The 17,932-nt window shown below is 73.0% G+C and carries 16 protein-coding genes; 5 read left to right on the plus strand and 11 right to left on the minus strand.

The genetic code is table 11. The features are described 5' to 3' along the window. Positions 1 to 141: 141 nt before the first annotated feature. Positions 142 to 1,338 carry a glycosyltransferase gene (locus ACQPZ4_RS43955; protein ID WP_433050319.1) on the plus strand — a complete coding sequence of 399 codons (1,197 nt, stop codon included), beginning with the start codon at positions 142 to 144 and terminating at the stop codon, positions 1,336 to 1,338. 225 nt (positions 1,339 to 1,563) lie between these two features. On the opposite strand, the gene ACQPZ4_RS43960 is transcribed toward ACQPZ4_RS43955, so the two are convergent. From ACQPZ4_RS43960 to ACQPZ4_RS43985, 6 genes are all read right to left on the minus strand, one after another. Beyond that, entirely contained in the window at positions 1,564 to 3,090 is a 1,527-nt protein-coding gene (locus ACQPZ4_RS43960) for an oligosaccharide flippase family protein (RefSeq protein WP_433050322.1), read from the minus strand. A 294-nt stretch (positions 3,091 to 3,384) separates the two neighbouring features. Further along, positions 3,385 to 4,455, minus strand: coding sequence for a glycosyltransferase family 4 protein (locus ACQPZ4_RS43965; RefSeq protein WP_433050325.1), 1,071 nt, complete (start codon positions 4,453 to 4,455; stop codon positions 3,385 to 3,387). Continuing rightward, a complete protein-coding gene (locus tag ACQPZ4_RS43970; RefSeq protein ID WP_433050328.1) occupies positions 4,448 to 5,269 on the minus strand; it encodes a glycosyltransferase family 2 protein in 822 nt (273 codons plus the stop codon). Before ACQPZ4_RS43970 ends, ACQPZ4_RS43965 begins: the two co-directional genes overlap by 8 nt. After that, a complete protein-coding gene (locus ACQPZ4_RS43975) occupies positions 5,262 to 6,296 on the minus strand; it encodes a glycosyltransferase family 2 protein (RefSeq protein WP_433050331.1) in 1,035 nt (344 codons plus the stop codon). The genes ACQPZ4_RS43970 and ACQPZ4_RS43975 overlap by 8 nt, the downstream gene beginning before the upstream one ends. After that, positions 6,293 to 7,360: a glycosyltransferase gene (locus tag ACQPZ4_RS43980; protein WP_433050334.1), complete on the minus strand. Its 1,068-nt coding sequence runs from the start codon at positions 7,358 to 7,360 to the stop codon at positions 6,293 to 6,295. Before ACQPZ4_RS43980 ends, ACQPZ4_RS43975 begins: the two co-directional genes overlap by 4 nt. Positions 7,361 to 7,371: 11 nt before the next feature. Then, the gene (locus tag ACQPZ4_RS43985; protein ID WP_433050337.1) at positions 7,372 to 8,427 is read right to left on the minus strand and encodes a glycosyltransferase family 4 protein; all 1,056 of its coding nucleotides are present in this window, start codon (positions 8,425 to 8,427) and stop codon (positions 7,372 to 7,374) included. Between ACQPZ4_RS43985 and ACQPZ4_RS43990 the strand changes: the two genes are divergently transcribed. Further along, the gene (locus tag ACQPZ4_RS43990; RefSeq protein ID WP_433050340.1) at positions 8,404 to 8,658 is read left to right on the plus strand and encodes a hypothetical protein; all 255 of its coding nucleotides are present in this window, start codon (positions 8,404 to 8,406) and stop codon (positions 8,656 to 8,658) included. The two genes, ACQPZ4_RS43985 and ACQPZ4_RS43990, sit on opposite strands and share 24 nt — an antisense overlap. On the opposite strand, the gene ACQPZ4_RS43995 is transcribed toward ACQPZ4_RS43990, so the two are convergent. From ACQPZ4_RS43995 to ACQPZ4_RS44005, 3 genes are read right to left on the minus strand one after another with little or no spacing between them, the layout of a single operon-like run. Beyond that, positions 8,630 to 10,678 (minus strand): DUF4012 domain-containing protein, encoded by a 2,049-nt coding sequence (locus tag ACQPZ4_RS43995; RefSeq protein WP_433050343.1) that lies wholly within the window; start codon positions 10,676 to 10,678, stop codon positions 8,630 to 8,632. The genes ACQPZ4_RS43990 and ACQPZ4_RS43995 overlap by 29 nt on opposite strands. Beyond that, complete coding sequence (locus ACQPZ4_RS44000; protein ID WP_433050346.1) at positions 10,675 to 11,265, minus strand: hypothetical protein; 591 nt, start codon at positions 11,263 to 11,265, stop codon at positions 10,675 to 10,677. The genes ACQPZ4_RS43995 and ACQPZ4_RS44000 overlap by 4 nt, the downstream gene beginning before the upstream one ends. Positions 11,266 to 11,291: 26 nt before the next feature. Then, positions 11,292 to 11,945, minus strand: coding sequence for a sugar transferase (locus ACQPZ4_RS44005; protein WP_433050349.1), 654 nt, complete (start codon positions 11,943 to 11,945; stop codon positions 11,292 to 11,294). An 80-nt stretch (positions 11,946 to 12,025) separates the two neighbouring features. Here ACQPZ4_RS44005 and ACQPZ4_RS44010 point away from each other — a divergent pair, with 80 nt between their 5' ends. From ACQPZ4_RS44010 to ACQPZ4_RS44020, 3 genes are all read left to right on the plus strand, one after another. Continuing rightward, positions 12,026 to 13,087 (plus strand): hypothetical protein, encoded by a 1,062-nt coding sequence (locus tag ACQPZ4_RS44010; RefSeq protein ID WP_433050352.1) that lies wholly within the window; start codon positions 12,026 to 12,028, stop codon positions 13,085 to 13,087. After that, positions 13,084 to 14,148 carry an FAD-dependent oxidoreductase gene (locus ACQPZ4_RS44015; RefSeq protein WP_433050355.1) on the plus strand — a complete coding sequence of 355 codons (1,065 nt, stop codon included), beginning with the start codon at positions 13,084 to 13,086 and terminating at the stop codon, positions 14,146 to 14,148. The genes ACQPZ4_RS44010 and ACQPZ4_RS44015 overlap by 4 nt, the downstream gene beginning before the upstream one ends. Positions 14,149 to 14,423: 275 nt before the next feature. Further along, on the plus strand, positions 14,424 to 15,770 hold the full coding sequence (locus ACQPZ4_RS44020) for a DUF1996 domain-containing protein (RefSeq protein WP_433066946.1): 1,347 nt from the start codon (positions 14,424 to 14,426) through the stop codon (positions 15,768 to 15,770). Between the two features lie 52 nt (positions 15,771 to 15,822). Here the strand turns inward: ACQPZ4_RS44020 and ACQPZ4_RS44025 are convergent, their stop codons facing one another. Both ACQPZ4_RS44025 and ACQPZ4_RS44030 read right to left on the minus strand, forming a co-directional pair. Continuing rightward, on the minus strand, positions 15,823 to 16,440 hold the full coding sequence (locus tag ACQPZ4_RS44025; RefSeq protein ID WP_433050358.1) for a DUF4142 domain-containing protein: 618 nt from the start codon (positions 16,438 to 16,440) through the stop codon (positions 15,823 to 15,825). An 87-nt stretch (positions 16,441 to 16,527) separates the two neighbouring features. Further along, positions 16,528 to 17,871: an SPFH domain-containing protein gene (locus ACQPZ4_RS44030; protein WP_433050361.1), complete on the minus strand. Its 1,344-nt coding sequence runs from the start codon at positions 17,869 to 17,871 to the stop codon at positions 16,528 to 16,530. Positions 17,872 to 17,932 lie beyond the last annotated feature (61 nt).

Here is a 17,932-nt window from a genome sequence, read left to right on the forward strand (position 1 = left end):
ACCGCCGTTCGGACGACTCACCGGATCGCGATCGCAACTCACCGTATCGAGCGACGCTGTCGGCCAATCCGTGACTTTCCGGAAACGCACAGTTCACTGGTTCAGCCTGACAGGACGCCGGACGCGGGTGATGATTTGCCGGTGACGAGCCAACTCCGCGTGATGTCGATCTATGAGGGCTTCTTCTCCGGGGGTGCCCGGGCCCTGCACACCACGGTCGTGGCCGGCCTGCACACCGCGGGGAGCCATCACCATTCGGTGCTGAGCATCTATGGCGCCATGCGCCGCGAGACCATCCTCCAGCGCATGGAGGACGACGCCAGCTATCGCTCACTGAGCGCAATCGGCGTCGACGTGCGCTCGCTCGGCCGGCGCATCGGGGGCGACACCGCGGCCCGCAAGACGTTCAGCCAGTCCGAGATCGCGACCGCGTTCGCGCACGCCGAACGGGCGGACATCATCCTGTCGCTCAAGGAGCAGCCGCTGCGGCTGGTCAACCTGCCCGGCTTCCCGCGCCGCCCGGTCGTCGTCTGCCTGCACCGCTCCGACCCGGAGAACCAGGGCGCCGCGCTCGCCGACTTCAAGACCGCGGTCGCCGACGGCCGCATCGCCGCCGCGATCTGCTGCGCGGAGTCGACCCGCGCGGCGTACGAGCGGGCAGGTATTCCCTCGCGCCTGCTCAAGGTCATTCCGAACGGCGTGGACCTGTCCCGCTTCCAGCCCGTGCCCGCGCGCCGGCGGGCCGCGCTGCGCCGCTCGCTCGGCGTGCCGGCGAAGGCCGAGGTCGTGACGCTCGCCGCCCGCTACGACCCGATGAAGAACGTGCCGCTGTTCCTGGCCTCGGCCCGCCGGTACCTCGAGCGCGAGCCCAACGGCCACGTCCTCATGTGCGGCGCGGGCATGACCACGGCCAACGTGGAGCTGTGCGGCCTGCTCAACGACCTGTTCGCCGACGAGCCGCGGTTCCTGTCCCGGCTGCACCTGCTGGGCATCCGCCGCGACATGGAGGCCGTGTACGCGGCCAGCGACGTCGTCGCCCTCACCTCCACCAGCGGCGAGGCGGCCCCGCTGTGCCTCATCGAGGGCGCGATGTGCGGCGCCGTGCCGGTCTCGACCGACATCGGCGACACCGCGCTCATCGTGGCCGGCCACGGCCTGATCACCGCCCCGGACCCGGACGCGATCGCGGCGGGCTGGTCCGAGGCGGTCGACCGGCGCGCCGAGTTCACGCCGCGCCTGCTGGGGAGCCGTGAGCGGTTCAGCCATACGCGGATGATCGCCTCGTACGCGTCCGTGATCGACGCTGCCCGCCAGGACCTCGGCCTGCGGGTGGGCTGACTTCCGGCCGCTTCTTCGCGCACGTTCGTAGCGCGCACGTTCGTAGCGCGCACGTTCGTAGCGCGCACGTTCGTAGCGCGCACGTTCGTAGCGCGCACGTTCGCGGCGCGCACGTTCGCGGCGCGCACGTTCGCGGCGCGCACGTTCTGTTGTGCGCGTTTGTGTGCACGGTTTTGGCGCACGTTTTGGTGTGCGCGTTTGTGCGCGCGTTTTGGTGTGCGCGTTTCACCACACGGCGCGCAGGTCCCGGCGTAGCGCCGGCCAGGTCGTGGCCAGCAGCGCGAGGTACGCCGGGACCAGCACCCCGGTCGCGACGAGCGCCCACCAACCGTGTCCGAGCGGCCCGGCCGTCACCGCGGCGGCCAGGCCCGAAGCGGCCAGTGCGACAAGCGCGCGCAGTCCGTGTCCGACCAGTGCGCCCACGCGCAGTCCGGTCGCCCGCCGCAGCCAGAGCAGCGCGATCGGCCACGACAGCGCCGCCCCGGCCGCGAACCCGGCCGCGACCCCGAGCGGCCCGCCCAGCGCGCCCACCGCCATGCACACGATCAGGAGCGGCCGCGTGACCAGGCACGACCGCAGGTTCGCGCGCGCATTGCCGGTGGCGAGAAACAGCCAGTCGCACACGTACGCCACGGTCTGCAACACCCCACCGACGGCCAGCCACCGAAACAGCGGTGCACTCGGCGCCCACTGCGCACCGAGCACGGTCGTGAACAGCGCGGGCGCCGCGACCGCGCCGGCCGTGAACAGCGTCCCCGCCGCGAACACGAGCGCCGCCTGCCCGCGCAGCGCGAACGCGAGCAGTGCGTCCCCCCGCAACCGGCTGAGCACGGGCAGCGCGACCCGCGCCAGCGGCTGGTTGAGCTGGTTCAAGGGCAAGAGCAGGATTTGGTACGCCCTGTCGTACGCCCCCAGCGCCGCCGCCCCGAACAACCGCCCGACGACCACGGAGTCCGCGTTGCGCGAGGCGCTCCCGAGCAGCGAACTGAGCATGACGGGCACCCCGAACCGCAACAGCGGCAACGCCTCGGCCACCCCCGCGCGCGACAGCCGCGGCCAGAACCCGACCGACCGCGCCAGCGCGAGCGCGACGGCGAGCGCGAAGAACAGCTGTTGCGCAACGAGCGCCCAGACACCCGCCCCCCGCCAGGCCAGCACCGCGGAGAGCACGAGCGACCCCGCGACCGCGCCCAGCTCGGCCCGCGCCAGCAGCCCGAACCGCAGCGCCCGGGTCGCTTCCACGCGCAACTGCACCGTGCACCCGCCGATCACCACCACGAGCGCGAGCACGCGCAGCACCGCCGCGAGGTGCTCCTTGCCGAACACGTCCGCAACGCTCGGCGCGGCGACGAAGATGCCCGCGTACAGCAGCCCTCCGAGCGCGGCGTTGCACCAGAACAGCGCGTCCCGCTGCCGCCGGCTCAGGGCCGGCGCCTGCACGGCGGCGTAGAACAGGCCGAGGTCGCGCACCACCTCGCCGGTCCCGACGACCACCCCGGCCATGGCGAGCAGCCCATACTCGGCGGGCGCGACCAGCCGGGCGAGCAGCACGACGCCGCCGGCCTGCAGGACCGCTCGGGCGAGCTGCCCACCGACGGTGGCAAGCGCACCACGCGCGGCCGCGCGCCCGAGCCCCGCCGCCTCCTCCTCCGCAGCGAAGCCTTCCCCAGCGACGACGACTTCCCCCGCGACGACAGCTTTCCCGGCGACGACGGCTTTTCCGGCGACGACGGTCCGCGGCTCGGCGGTCACCGGCCCGCGCCCGCGCGACCGAGCGCGCAACCGCTCACGCCTCCACCCGCGCGACCGAGCGCGCAACCGCCCACGCCTCCACCCGCGCAACCGCTCACGCCTCCACCCGCGCGACCGAGCGCGCAACCGCCCACGCCTCCGCACATGCCTCCGCCCGCGCGACCAACCAGGCCTCCGCCCACGCGACCGCCCACGCGACCGCCCACACGACCGCCCACGCGACCGCCCACGCGACTGAGCGCGCGACCGAGCGCGCCTCCGCCCGCGCGGCTGTGCGTTGCGGCGTCTTGTGGGTCAGCGGTCACGGAGGCGTGCTTCCAGGAACGCGGCGAACACGGGCGTGAGGGCCTCGATCGAGAAGCGCGCCCGCGCGCGGGCATTCGCGCGAGCTCCGAGGTCGGCGCGAAGTGCCGGGTCAAGGCAGCGGCGCAGCGCGGCGGTCAGCGCGACCGCGCGCCCGGGCGGGACGAGCAGCCCGGTGTCCCCGAGCGCCCACCGGTTCGGCCCGACGTCGGTGGCGACGACCGCGACGCCGGCCATCATCGCGTCGACGAGCTTGGCCGGGAGCTGCGCGAGCCCCCACCCCTCGGGCCGGGTCGGAAGGGCGACCACATCGGCCGCCCGGACCAGGCGCTCGCCCTCGGCCAGCGACGTCGCCCCCGTCCAGCGCTCCCACGGTCGCGCGTCGTCGGGCGCCTCGGCCGTGACGGTGAGCGTGACGCCGTCGCCCTGCAGCTCCGCGACCGCGCGCCGCAGCTCCTCGAGTCCCTTGTGCGGCCGCGGCGTGCCGGCGAACACCACCGACATCCCCTCCCGCGCCCGGCCGTCGGACCGCCCGGCGGGTCCTTCGGCCACGAACGCATGCCGTACGTGCGGAATCAGCGCGCCCCCGTAGCGCGCGCCGAGCAGTGGATTGCTCACCGTGCACGGCAACCGCCGCGCGAGTGCGCGCAAAGCGTGCAGCCGGACCCAGTACCCGGGCGTCCGCGCGGCCAGCGACAGCCGGTCGCGGCGGGGTTTGCCGAAATGCCGTACCTCCAGGTCGGGGTCGTCGATGTCCACCCACAGCGGCCGCCGTCCCCTTGCCCGTACGGCCAGCCCGAGCGACTCCGCGAGCGGTTTGACCGCCACGAGCGCGGCCGCCCCGCGGGCCCGCACGGCCAGCCCGGCCGCGGTCGTCCTCGTGCACGCCGCGGCGAACTCGGTCCCGGCCAGCGGCGCCCAGATCGACTCGCCCCGCACCGCGGCCACGCCGGCGGTCCATCCGGCGGCGCGGGCGAGCGACCAGAGGCAGTACGCCCGCGCCAGGGAGTTGTTCGCCAGGTCCGGCGCGACGATGAGCAGGTGCCGGTCCGGGTCAGTCATAGAACGGCGCCGTGCGGTGCAGGGCCAGTTCGGCGAGCTGGCGCGGGGACGCGTTGAGCCAGCCCAGCAGCGCGAACGCGGCTCGCCGGGCCGGCCGCTGCCCGGGGAACTTCAGCGCCACGTAGCGCTCGCGGGCCAGGAAGCGGCGCTGGGCGAGGGTGAGGCGATCGCGGTACTTGTCGCGGTACAACGCCAATCCGCTCGCCCGGTGCGGCCCGCGCGACGAGAGGTGGCCGTGCCCGCGGCTGTGCTGGATGACGAGCCGCTCGGGCACGACCACGTGGTGCAGCCCCGCGTCCAAGGCGCGCACCAGGAGGTCGAGGTCGTTGTTCACAATGAGCAGCGGATCGAACCCGCGCAATGCTCGAAACGCCGCCGTGCGCACGACGAAGTTGCTGCCCGTCAGGCCCGGGTTGTGGTGCAGGCAGTCCGCGGCGCGCAGGCGGCGCGGAAGCGTGCAGCCGGGCCGCCGCTGCTCACCGCGCTGGTACCACGTCCACGCGGCGGCCAGGTCGCCCCCGGCCGCGAGGAGGCGCTCCAGGAACGTCGGCGCCCACTCGTCATCGTCGTCGAGAAAGGCCAGGTGCGACGTGTCGGCGTGCAGCGCGCCCCGGTTGCGGGAGGCGCCGGCGGTGTGCGAGGCGACGCGGACGTACCGCACCCCGAGCCGCCCCGCCGCCTCCTCCGCGCTGCCGGTGTCGTCGACGACGACGATCGCGACCGGCGGCACGGTCTGCCGGCGCACGGACGCGACCGCGCGCTCGAGGTCGCCCGGCCGATCGTGGGTGGGAACGACGACGGTGACATCAGGCATGCGACAGCCCCCGCCAGCGTCCCCCGAGCCGCCGCTCCCGCCGCCGCTTGAGAAATCGCGCCGCCCGATAGATCCGCGCGTACCAGCCGGGAGCGACAAGAATCAGCAGGACACCGGCGGCGACGATCCAGAGCCCGTGGCGTACCGATGCGAAAACGTCCTTGAAACGCAGGTCGCGGCGCACGATCTGGACGACCGCGACGCCCGCCTCCGCCCGCGCCCGAGCGGCCGCGTCGACCACGGACATGGCCCCCGCACGCAGCCGAAAGTGCAACAGCCCGGCCGCGGACGCGCATCCGGACTCGGCCGAAAGCGCACTGCACGCATCGAGCACCCCGGTGTACAGATCGAGCACCCGGGGCGTGAAAGTGCCGGTGATGGATGCCCGCCGCTGCAGGTAGAAGTAGGCCGGCCCGGCGACGAACGCGACCGCGCGCGCCTTGCGCAGCAAACGCGCACAGACGGCCACGTCCTCGTACAGCCGTCCAGGCGGAAACTCAATGTCGTCGAACAGCGACCGGCGGATGAGCTTGTTCATCATGAACGCCCGAATGCGCTGGAACAGAAACTCCTCGACCGCCGCCGGCCCGTCCCACACGACGCTCGCGGTCCGCCGCATCATCGGCCGATCGGCCGCGCCGTCCTCATGCACCGGCACCATGTCGGCCACCACGATGTCCACATCGTCCGTGGCCGCGCCGACAAACCCCTCGAGCAGATCGGGACTGACCCAGTCATCGCTGTCGACAAACCAGACAAAGTCCCCACCGGCCGCCGCAAGCCCGGTATTGCGCGCCACGGACAGTCCGAGATTGACCGGATGGCGCAGCACGCTGACCGGGAACGGCGCCTCGCGCAACAACGCCGCCACCACCTCCATGGAGGCGTCGGTCGAGGCATCGTCGACGACAATGAGCGCAACGCTCACCCCGTGCGGCACGCGCAACGCGAGCAGCGCGGCAATGGACCGCCCGACATGCCGCTCAACGTTGAACACAGGCATCACCATCGACACCGCGAGGGTCACGGCCGCACCTTCCCGTAAAGCTCGTAGTACGCCGCGACGGTCCGCCGAATATCGAACGACGCCGCAGCAATCCCCCGCGCGGCCACCGACAGCGCGGCCCGCTCACCCGGTCCAAGACGCGCAACACGCATGAGCGCTTCGGCCAGGCCGACCTCGTCGCGTGGCGGCGCGAGCAGACCCGGATCCGCGCACAACCGCGCACAGTCCCCGACATCGGTGGCCACGACCGGAACGCCGAGGGCGAGCGCTTCGAGCCCGGCCATCGGCAGTGCCTCGCCGTACGCGCTGGACAACACCAGCGCGTCCGCACCCTGGAGCACCCGGCCCGGCTCCTCGACCGGCCCGAGCAGCTCGACATGGTGCTCGAGCCCCAACCGCGCGATCAGGCCGGTCAGCTCGCGGTTGTCCGGCGTGACCCCACTGCCACAACACCGCAGCTCGTACCGCGGATGCCGCCCCACCACCCGCGCAAACGCCCTGAACAACGTCGCGTGGTCCTTCATCGGATGCCACCGCGAAAGCGACACGAACACCGGCCGCTCGCGGGCGACACGAACACCCGGCAGCGCGACACCGTTCTCGATGAGCACCGTGTGCCGCGGCGGGTACCCGGCGCCGGCCATGTACGCCTCGGCCTGCCGGCTGCACGCGACCGAGTACGCGAATCGCCGCGACAGCCGGGCCATGACCCGGGCGAGACCGCGTGAACGCGCACGATCGCCGGCCCCGAGCCCGGTCGTATGCACCGTGCTGACCCGCACCGGCCGCCCCGGCAGCAGCGCGACAGCGAGGTCGGACTGCAGCAGATGCGCATGCACGACATCAGCCCGATGCGCGGCGACGGCGATCCGCACCCGCCGCAGCAGCCGGTCGAGCCGCCACGTCGCCGGATCGAGCCCGAGGTGGTCGACCCGATCGGCGACAGCGGCCAGCCGACCGGAAAGCACGCCGGGCGCCCCGAGCACGACGACACCGGCGTACGTGCCCGCCGGCCGGTGGGCGACCAGCGCCTCGATGAGCGTTTGCGCACCCCCGGTGTCGGCGACGTTCACAACATGGACCACGCGCAGATCGCTCACCGCGCACCGGCCAGGGCGTCGGGGTGGACGGCGGTGCCGAGGAGCCACTCGTACGCCTCGGTCAGGGCGGCCGCCTGGGCCTGCGGGGTGTGCTGGGCCGCGAACGCCTCCTGCAGGCGCGGCCGGGTGGCCTGGCCGGTGCGCAGTACCAGGTCCAGTTCGGCCGCCACGAGTTCCGGGGTGGTCAGGCTCGGGTCGAGGCCGAGCGAGTCCAGTGCCGGGATGCTGCGGGCCACCAGCGGCAGCCCGGCCGCGCCCGCCTCCAGCAGCGCGAGCGGGCAGCTCTCCCAGGCGGCCGTGTGCAGGTAGGCGTCGGCCGAGGCCAGCCGCTCCCCCACCTCGTCCGGCGGCAGCCATCCGGTGACCGTGACGCCGTGGGCGCGCAGGTGTTCCTCGAGCTCCGGATCGCCGCCGCCGACCCAGGTCCAGCGGGCCTCGACGGCGAGCAGCGACTTGACGCGCAGCAGGAACAGGGGGTCCTTCTGCGCCCCGACCCGTCCGACGGTGACCACACCCGGAGTCGGGGCGCCGTGATGCGCGCGGGGTGAGCGAACGCGCGTCGTGTTCGGCACGTGTACCGCCGCCAGCCCCAAACCGGCCGCCAGATCGGCCTCGCGCGGACTGACGCAGACGGCCAGGGCGGTCCGGCCGGCCAGGAAACGCTCGGCCCGGCGCACCGCGCGCACGAACCCCGGCGGCGTCGTTGCCGGATCGCGCTCGAAGGCGAAGCAGTGCGGCGTGTACGCGATCGGCGGGCCACCCGGCACCAGCGCGAGCCGTCCGACCAGCCCGGCCCACGACGAGTGCAGGTGCACGACCTCCGGCCGCGCCACCGCGACCGCGCGGCGCACGGCCCGCGCGAGGCCGAGCAATCCCCGGCCGCCCGCATGACTCACGGCGAAGTCGGCGGCGGTGGCCGTCTCGCTGCCGGGCCGTACGCGTCCGAGCAGATGGTGCTCATATTGCGGCGTCGACCGGGCGAACTCGGCGATCGCGGCCGCCGTCCCGCCGCCCATCGCCTCGGTCACATGCAGAATCCGCAGCGCGTTCATGCGCACTCCCGGCCGCGCGAGGCGACAGGCAGCCCGACCGAGGCGCTCATCGCGCGCAAGGCGACAAGCAGCCCGACCGAAGCGCTCATCGCGCGCAAGGCGACAGGCAGCCCGACCGAAGTGCCCATCGCGCGCGAGGCGACAAGGCGCCCCGGCGAACTGCTCACGCCGTGCGGGGTAGGACGCAACATCGAACGGGCGCTCATCCGCACTCCTGGCTACTCGACGTGAAGTGCAGCGGCCGCACGAGGGGCTGGCGCAGAACGTGCAGGTCGCCCTGGGTGTACGGCTCGCGCAGGTGCAGCGTGACCGTTCGGGTCGCGCCGCGGGGCAGTTCGACGTCGATGAGGTACGCGGGATGGCCGCGCTCCTCGCCCGGTGTGAACATGACCCGGCGGCCGTCGATGGTCGCGGCGCGCAGCAGGGCGCCGCGGGTGGCCAGGTAGCTCAGGTGGAGGCGCTGGTCGCCGGGGCGGATCGGGTACGCGTGCTCGTCCAGGCGCTGGTTGACGTACGGCGTCAGGCCGGCCGGGGCATGGTTGGTCAGAGCGATGGTGACCGTCACGTCGCGCGCGTCGCCGCAGCCCGTGCGGCGCCACGTGACGGTGCGGTCCAGGTAGTAGTCGAGCTTGTTGGCGCCGGCGTTGACGACCACGACGCCGGAGTACGGGGCGGCGGTCTCCTCGACCTCGCCGGCCAGCGGCGTTGCCTCGATCAGGTGCTGCACGGTTTGGTCCGCGCTCCACGCGAGGAGGCGGCGTTCGGTCGCGCCGCGGCGAGCCGCCTCCGCGAGGGGGCGCAGGCGGGCCGGGTTCAGGCCGCCGCCCAGGATGCGGGCCTCGATCGCGCGGGCCAGGCCGATCAGGTAGTCCTTGCGCGCCGCCTGACCGGCGGGGGTCGGGTCGGCGTACCGGGCATAGATGGTGCTCTGGGTCAGCGCCACGACGTTGCCGGCGTCGACCCGCTCGCCGCCGGGTGCGGTCGCGGGGCCGGTGACCGTCAGGAGGTACGACAGGGCCGTTGGATCCACCGCCAGCGCGCCGTCGATGCGTTCGCCGTGCTCGCGTTGCCACATGGCCGCCCAGATGCGCGCCGCGTACGGGAAGTGCGGGCTGGTCGTACTGTTGATGATGTAGTCGGTGCTGCGGGTCTCGCGATAGCGCGCGTCGTACTCGGGGCCGAGGTCCAGGCCGGTCGGCACGTTCCACAGCGCGCCGTCGGGGGCGAACTCGCGGAAGCGCACGACGCCGTGGTCGGCCTCGACGATGGCGAAGGCGCCGGGGATGCCGCCGATGCCGCGGGCCTGGGCCTCGTTGAGGAAGCCGATGAAGTACCGGCGCGGGCCGTCGAAGCCGAGGACCTCCGGCGCGACGCGGGCCCAGCGGTCCGCCCCGTCGAGCGCGGGCGCGGCGGTGCTCAGCAGGCCGGCGACCTCGCCGCGCGCGGCGTCCACCGTGGACAGCCAGGTGTCGTGGGGCAGACCGTCCACCGTGGATTGAACCGCTTTGACTGTACCGTCGGCGCGACGCACAGCCGCCGCGACGTCCTCGACGCCGCGCAGGTCAACGCCGCCGGCCGTGGTGCGCGCGACGTCGGAGAGGGTCGCCAGGTCGGCGGTCAGGGCGCCGAGGGTGTCGGCCGCGGCGCTCAGACCGCGGACGGTGCGGAGGGGGGCGCCTGCCCACGGTACCGACGAAGCCAGAGACCACACCGGATCACTGGTCAGCGCGTGGGCGCGCGCGGCGTGGAGCCGCAGGTCGTCGGCGGCTGCGGTCAGGGCGGGCAGGTCGCCCCGGCCCGCGGCCGCGCGCGCATCGGTCGCCGCGGCGCGCACGTCGCCGAGCTCACCGCGGGCCAGCCAGCCGGTGATCGCGATCCACAGCGCCGCGGCCAGCAGCAGGCCGAGCGTCACCAGGGCCCAGAAGCGCACGGACCGCACGCGGGGCCGCAGGACGTTCCACAGCCGGCCCGCGCCGTGCCCGAGCCACGCCCCGGCGGACGACAAGGCGATGCGGGAGCCGCCATCGGACACGCGCGGGCGCGCGACGTCCCACAGGCGAGCGGCCCGCTGCCAGGACCGGGCCAGCGCGGACGTCGTCGCGGTATGCGGGACGCGCGGGCGCGCGACGTCCCACAGGCGAGCGGCCCGCGGCCAGAGTCGCGCCTGGGCGGAAGCCATCGCGACGCGCGGGCGCGCGGCGTCCCACAGGCGGGTTGCGCGCTGCCAGACCCACGCCCGGGCGAGTGTCATCGCGACGCGTGGGCCGCGACGTGGGCGGTGCGGCGGAGGCGGGCGACCGTGACGAGGCCGGCGCCGCCGACGATGAAGGCCAGGCCGGCGGCGGTGTAGGCGAGCGCGCCGGGGCCGGTGACGGGCAGGCCCGTGATGCCGCCGACGGTGGCTGCGCTCGGGGGCGCGGCGGCCACGGTGACGGCGACCGAGAGCGTGGTGCCGGAGGTCTGGCCGGTCAGCAGGATGGGGAGCTGCCCCGTGAAGCCGGCCGGGACCTGGATGGTGGCCGAGGCGTCGCCGTTCGCGTCGGCCTGGACGATGGCCAGGTGCGTGCCCGCCTCGTTGCGCGCGCGGGTGGCGGCCGCGAGGTCGATGGTGGCGTCGAAGCTGACCCACTCGAAGGGGTTGAAGCCGTGGCCGGTGACGATGACGGTGCCGCCGGCGACCGGGTTCTGGTTGTCGACCGTGGCACTGCTCGGCAGCGGCTGGGGCTCGACCAGGGTCGAGGACGGCGACGGGTTCGGCTCGGCGTGGGCGGCGGCGCCGAGCGCGGTCGCGGCGGCCAGACCGGCGAGGGCCGTGCCGGCCGCTTTCAGGCAACGCATCGTGGAGGGTCCCTTCGGTTGTTTCGCTAGTACGCGCCGCGGCCGGCGAGCACGGAGACGGTGGTGCGGGCCAGGATGGCCAGGTCCAGGGCGAGGCCGCGCTGCTGGACGTAGTGCAGGTCGAGGCGCACCCGCTCGGCGTAGGCGATCCCGCTGCGGCCGGAGACCTGCCACAGGCCGGTGATGCCCGGGCGTACCGCGAGCAGCAGGTCGCCGTGCGCGCCGTAGCGGCCGAGCTCCTCCGCCGTCACGGGGCGCGGGCCGACCAGGCCCAGGTCGCCGCGCAGGACGTTGAGCAGCTGCGGCAGTTCGTCGAGGCTGGTGCGGCGCAGCACGCGGCCGAGCGGCGTGACCCGCGGGTCGGCGACGAGCTTGTGGTGCTCGGCGTACTCCGCGGCCAGATCCGCGCGCCCCATCGCCAGCAGCGCCTCGGTCGCGGTCGCCCACGGGCGGTCCGGGCCCGTGGAGTGCGACCACCACATGGTGCGGAACTTGAGCACGGCGATCGGCCGTCCGCCGCGACCGAGGCGATGATGTCGGTACAGCACGGGCCCCGTCGCATCGCCCGCCTTGACCGCCGCCGCGATCAGCACCGCCAGCGGGGCGAGCAGCAGCAGGAGCACGGCCGCGCCCACCAGATCGAGGACGCGCGCCGCCGGATAGGGCCGGGCTTTCCGCACACACGGACCGTATCAGCTCAAACACGTTGCGTTATGCATAAACGCCACGAAACCGGACGTACCCCATTATCGTGACGGACGTGAAGCTGGATCTGCGCGCGTTCCTGCTGCGGTGGCGACTCGTCGAGCTCGCGGCCGGCCTGTGCGCGCTCGGCCTGCTGCTGCGCGCCCGCGCGTGGCTGCCCGCCAAGTACTTCTACGACGGCGACTACATCGCCGCGCTCAACAACGGCACGACCGGCATCCATCCGGACGCGTACTACCGCTCGATCGCCGGCTTCTACGCGCACCTCGGCCTCGACGGGCATCCGCGCCTGACCGGCGTGCTGCAACTCGCGCTCATGGTCGCCGCGATCGGGCTCGCCCTGCGAAACGCCAGGCGGTGGAGCACGATGGCGGTGGCGTTCGGCGCGATCGTGCTCGGCGGTGTGTACCTCACGCAGTACTCGAAGGACGCCGTCGTCCTGCTGCTCGTCCTGCCCATCCTCGTCGTCCTGCGCGTGCCCGAATGGACCCCCGCCGCGCCGTTCGTGGCCGCCGGCGCACTGACGCTGTACGGCGCGCTGTTCCGCTCGTACTGGCTCGTCATCGCCGCACTGTTCGTCACCGCCCACGTCGCGCTGCGGCGCGGCCGCCGGCCGGTGCTGCTCCTGCCGACCGCCGCCGCGATGTTCGTGATCGCCGCGGCCGGCACGCTCGTCGTGCGTCACGACTCGCTCGACACGTTCCGCGCGGCCGCGAACGCCGGGCGGGGCGGCTCCCCCGACGCCGTCACGCTCATCGCGCCGTTCCTCGATGCGCCGCACTCGATTTCGGCCGGGCTCGCGAACGCCCTGCTCACGTTCGGGGCACTGCTGGTACCGGTGCCGCTGCTCCTGGCCGGTGGGTGGATGCACGTCTTCGGCGCGGTGCTGCTCGGCGCGCTCACCGTGCGCACGTTCGCGGCGGCCAGGAACAGCGCCGGCGACCGGGCGCTCGGAGTCGCGGTCACCCTGCTGCTCGCGTTCGTGGTCACGCAGGCGCTGTTCGCCCCGGATTACGGCTCCCACCTCAAGCACCTGACGCCGATGCTGCCGCTCGCGATCTTCGCGCTCTCGAGAGCCGACGCGAAACGCTACGCGTACGCGCGGAGCACGGCGTGAGCCTGCGCGTCGCGGTCATCGGCGCCGGGCCCGCCGGGGCCACCGCCGCCTACTGCCTGGCCAAGGCCGGCGTCGAGGTCGACGTGTACGAGGCCTCCGGCGGCGTCGGCGGCCTGGCCCGCTCGGTCGACCTGTGGGGACAGACCGTCGGCCTCGGCCCGCAGCACCTGCTCAGTGCCGACCCCCGGGTCAACGAGCTGTGGCTGGAGGTCATCGGCGGCGACTACGAGATGGTGCAGCGCCGGACCAGGACGTACCGGGGCGGGCGGCTCCACGACGACCCGCCGCGCCGGCCCTGGCAACTGCTGCGCCCGCGGACCGTCGTGTCGTTCGCGCATCCGCGCAGGGGGCCCGGCGAGGTGTACGAGCGGATGTGCGACTTCGTCGAGAAGCAGGGCGGGCGCGTCCATGTGGACACTCCCGTTGCGGGCCTCGAGCGGGACGAGTCGCGGGTCACGGGTGTGCGGTTGAACAGCGGCGAGGTGCGCGAACACGACCATGTGGTGTCGTCGATGCCGCTGCCGGTGCGCGCCGGGCATACGGTCATCGTGTACCTGCACACCACCGCCGAGTCGGTCTTCCCCGACACCTGGATCGATGTGCGCGATCCCGACCTGAGCGTCGCGCGCATCACGAACTTCGACAACTGGGTGCCGACGGCCAAGCGGGGCGAGCGCGAGACGGTGCTCGCGCTCGAGTACGCATGCGACGGCGACGCGTGGCGCTGGGACGACGCGCGGTTCATCGCGCTCGGCCGCGAGGAGATCGTCCGTTCGGGGCTGGTCGGCGCGCACGAGATCCTCGATGCCGAGGCCCTGCGGGTGCCGAAGAGCATCCAGTGGTACCGGATGAGCCTGCAAACAACGGCCGCCGAGTCACACCTGCGCGAGTTGTCCGGGCTGTCCGTCGTGTCCAGCCCCGGCCATCAGGCGCGCGGGATGCTGCTGGGCCTGCTGGCCGCCGAGAACATCGTCGAGGACGCGGGCCACGACCTGTGGACGGCCGCCCCGCTGCCCTTCCCCGCCTCCCACATCACCGCGACCGGCCTGGTCCTCGCCTAGGCCTTAAGACCCAGGCGGCGGAGAGCGCTCTCCGCTCGCGCCTTAAATTCCGCTCATCTCTGTCCGTTTTGCGCGGTTAACAGGCATCCGGCACGCTGCACGTATTGACGGCCCGGCCGACCCGGCGCAACATGGGAGAGCGCTCTCCCAGAGAGCGCAGCCGGACCGCCACCGGCGAACGGCACCCGCACACACCCCTGGGAGCTGCATTGAGTACAAGACGTCTCAGAAGAATCGGGATCCCCATCGGGGTCACGACCGCCGTCGTCGCGTCGATGGTCGTCGGCGCCTTTCAGCTGACCTCGGCCAACGCCGCCACCGCCACCCTGCTGTCGCAGGGCAAGCCCGCGCTCGCCTCCTCCACGGAGCTGGGCGAGTCGCCGGCCGCCGCCGCGTTCGACGGCAACAACGCCACCCGCTGGAGCAGCCAGTGGAGCGACCCGCAGTGGATCCGGGTCGACCTCGGCTCCACCGCGACCATCTCCCAGGTCGTGCTGCAGTGGGAGGCCGCGTACGCGAAGGCGTTCCAGATCCAGACCTCGCCCGACGGCAACGCCTGGACCAGCATCTACAGCACCACCACCGGCCCCGGCGGCACGCAGACCCTGAACATCACGGGCTCCGGCCGCTACGTGCGCATGTACGGCACCCAGCGCGCCAACGGCTACGGCTACTCGCTGTACGAGTTCAAGGTCTACGGCACCTCGGGCACCACCCCGCCGGCGACGGACGGCCCCGGGTACGTCATGGCCAACCCGCCCGTCACCGGCGTGGTCCCGTCGACGGCCACCCCGCCGCCCACCAACCCGCCGACGACGCACCACGAGTTCCAGGCGAACTGCTCGGTGAGCCGCAGCAACCTGCCCGACGACCCGATCGTGTTCTACGGCCTGCCGGGCGCGTCGCACTCGCACACGTTCATGGGCAACACGACCACCAACGCGAACACGACGCTCGCCTCGCTGCAGGCCGGCGGCACCGCGTGCATCACGCCGGGCGACAAGACCGCCTACTGGATGCCCACCCTGCTCAACGGTGACCAGGCCGTCCAGCCGGTCGGCCGCCAGGTCATCTACTACAAGAGCGGCGTGCTGGACTACCGGTCCGTCCGCCCGTTCCCGGCCGGCCTGCGCTACGTGGTCGGCAGCCCGTCCTCGACGCTCGACGAGTTCAAGAACCACCCGGGCCACGTCGAGGGCTTCGAGTGCGGTGACATCACCAACCAGTGGGACATCCCGGCCAACTGTGTCGCCGGCAGCCAGCTCAACGTCCGGTTCCAGGCCCCCAGCTGCTGGGACGGCCTGCACCTGGACACGCCGGACCACAAGTCGCACATGGCCTACCCGGTCGTGGGCGTCTGCCCGGCCGACCACCCGGTCGCCGTGCCGATGATCGAGTTCAAGATGGCCTGGCCGGTCAGCGGCAACATGGCCAACGTGCACTTCTCCAGCGGCCGTGGGTACTCGTTCCACTACGACGTCTACAACGCGTGGGACGCCCCGACCCTGAAGGCCCTGTCCGACCACTGCATCAACGGTGGCCTGCAGTGCGACCCGCGCGGCTTCGACCAGTACAAGCCGGACCGCGGCGCGGCGCTCAACGAGAACTACGTCCTGCCGTAAGCGCATTTGCACAAGGGCCCGCCTTTCGCACGAAAGGCGGGCCCGCTTGTGTCTATCCGTTGCAGTCGAGCGCGCTCAGCGCCGACGTGATCATCCGCTTGTGCTCCTGCAGCGTCGGCAGCGTCTCCCGCGCGAACTGCACCAGGTCCGCGTTGTCGCCGTGGGCCGCCTCGTTCTCGAACAGCCCGACCGCGCCCACGTGGTCGAGGTACTCGGCCGGCACGTACGCGCAGTCGAACAACAGCCCGTCCAGCCGCGACCACGCGTTGAGGATGTTCTGCTGCGCCGAGTCGGGCAGATCCGGCGTGCTCATCCCGTTCGCCTTGGCCAGTTGCGCGAGCTTGGTGCCGGCCTTGTTGTGGTCGCTGATCATCCGCGTCCCGAACTCCTGCACCGCCTCGGACTGCGCCCGCGCCTTGGCCAGCGAGCCCCCGGCGACCTCGAAGTTTCCGGCGTACCCCGCCGCGGTCACGAACTGCGAATCCTGCGCGGACAACGGCGTGGAAGCCGACGGGTCCACGGGCGTGGGCAGCCCCGGGTCCACGGGCGCCACCGACGGCGGGTCCGTCGGCACCGGGTCCGTCGGGTCGTCCGTGGGCGCCGCCGAAGCCGGCACCGTCCCGAGCACGACGGCGCCGACCACAGCGGCGGCAAACATCGGCAATCGCATGACAACCTCCCGCTAAAAGCGATCCTGGTTGTCCCATAACCGCCGCACCCGCCGCCAAAACCGCTTCGACGGTTGCAAAGCACCAGGTCAGGGGCGCGTCCTCAGCGCGTTCACGACCGTCGTGAGCTCAGCGACCAAACCCGCCACAGTTGTACCGTCGTTGCCGCCGATGGTCACCGCGCGCAGTTCGGCCGGCTTGGGGAGTTTGGCCACGATCTCCGGCAGCCGGTCGATGAGCTGGGCCTGCAGGCTCTCCGGCGACTGCGCGTTGGCGACGTCCGCGCGCAGGCGTTCGCGCTCGATCTCCAGCAGCGCCTGTTCGTGGCCGTTCACCGCGCGCGCCGCGGACAGGGCCAGTTCGGCGTCGGCGGACAGGCGGGTCAGTTCGGCCTCGCGCTCGATGCGCAGGCGGCCGATCTCGGCCTCCTCGGCGGCGAGTTGGCGTTCGAGGGCCAGGGCGTGCCGGTTGGTCGCGTCCTGGAGGTCGGCGAGCGCGCGGGCGTCCTCCTGCTCGCGCTGGGAGCGGCGCAGCGCCTCGCTCGCCTCGCGGTCGAACTCGTGGGAGGCGCTCTGGGCCCGCAGGTCCGCGAGCTCGCGGTCGCTCGCGATGCGCTGGGTCTCCCGTTGCCGCTGGGCCGTGAGTTCGCGTTCGGCCACGGCCTCCTCGGCGGCGAGTTCGGCGAGGCGGGCGATGCGGCCCTGCTCGCTGCGGTACGGCTTCTGCAGGTTCTCCCACAGCCGCGAGGAACTGACCACCGCCTCCTTGATCTGCACGGTGACGATCCGCAGGCCGAGGCCCTCGTCGGCGCCGCCCGAGCCCTCCGCGACCGCGCGCAGGCGGGCGGTGAGCTCCTCGATGATCGGCTGCTTGTCGCTGAGCACGTCGGCGACGCCCAGGGTCGAGACCTTGTCCTTGATCGCGGCCTCGGCCTGCTCCTTGAGCTGCAGGTTGACCAGCCGCATCGGGTCCTCGGGGTCGCCGAAGTCGAGCCGCCGGTACGCGGTCGAGAAGTCCTGGATGAGCCACTGGACGTACGCCTGGACGAGCACGCCCTGCAGTTCGCGGCAGATGCAGTACGCGTTGATCAGGATGGTCTGCATCGCGCCCGGCACGACGAGGTAGGAGTCGGTGGCCGGGTTGTACCGGAAGGAGACGCCGAGCCCGACGTGCAGCGGCTCGGCCCGCCCGCGCCGCGTGTGCACGACGAACGCGTTCGGCGGGACGAGGACGGTCTTCCAGCGCCCGAACCCGGTGACGCGCACCTCGACGGCGTTCGGCGTGGGCTGCTGGTGCTGCTCGTCGCCGCCGGCCCGCTGCCGTTGCGGGGGTCCGGCGGCGGAGGCCGGGCTGAGGCGCTTGGAACGCAGGTCGGACTCGAGCCGCTCCTGCTGCCTGACGACCTGGTCGAGATAGGTGTTGGTGTTCGACATCCGCCGCTCCTCATGGGGGTCCGCAGTGGACGGTGCGGCCCCAGTCTTGCAAGCGGATCCA

The sequence above is a fragment of the Dactylosporangium sp. CS-033363 genome (genome assembly GCF_050942475.1).
Taxonomy (GTDB): domain Bacteria; phylum Actinomycetota; class Actinomycetes; order Mycobacteriales; family Micromonosporaceae; genus Dactylosporangium.

Excerpts from the sequence above, each read along its gene's own strand:
- ACQPZ4_RS43990 (WP_433050340.1), top strand. The coding sequence starts at position 8,404 with ATGCAGAATCCGCAGCGCGTTCATGCGCACTCCCGGCCGCGCGAGGCG.
- ACQPZ4_RS43985 (WP_433050337.1), bottom strand. The coding sequence starts at position 8,427 with ATGAACGCGCTGCGGATTCTGCATGTGACCGAGGCGATGGGCGGCGGG.
- ACQPZ4_RS43970 (WP_433050328.1), bottom strand. The coding sequence starts at position 5,269 with ATGCCTGATGTCACCGTCGTCGTTCCCACCCACGATCGGCCGGGCGAC.
- ACQPZ4_RS44000 (WP_433050346.1), bottom strand. The coding sequence starts at position 11,265 with ATGCGTTGCCTGAAAGCGGCCGGCACGGCCCTCGCCGGTCTGGCCGCC.
- ACQPZ4_RS44020 (WP_433066946.1), top strand. The coding sequence starts at position 14,424 with ATGGTCGTCGGCGCCTTTCAGCTGACCTCGGCCAACGCCGCCACCGCC.
- ACQPZ4_RS43995 (WP_433050343.1), bottom strand. The coding sequence starts at position 10,678 with ATGACACTCGCCCGGGCGTGGGTCTGGCAGCGCGCAACCCGCCTGTGG.
- ACQPZ4_RS44030 (WP_433050361.1), bottom strand. The coding sequence starts at position 17,871 with ATGTCGAACACCAACACCTATCTCGACCAGGTCGTCAGGCAGCAGGAG.
- ACQPZ4_RS44025 (WP_433050358.1), bottom strand. The coding sequence starts at position 16,440 with ATGCGATTGCCGATGTTTGCCGCCGCTGTGGTCGGCGCCGTCGTGCTC.
- ACQPZ4_RS43965 (WP_433050325.1), bottom strand. The coding sequence starts at position 4,455 with ATGACTGACCCGGACCGGCACCTGCTCATCGTCGCGCCGGACCTGGCG.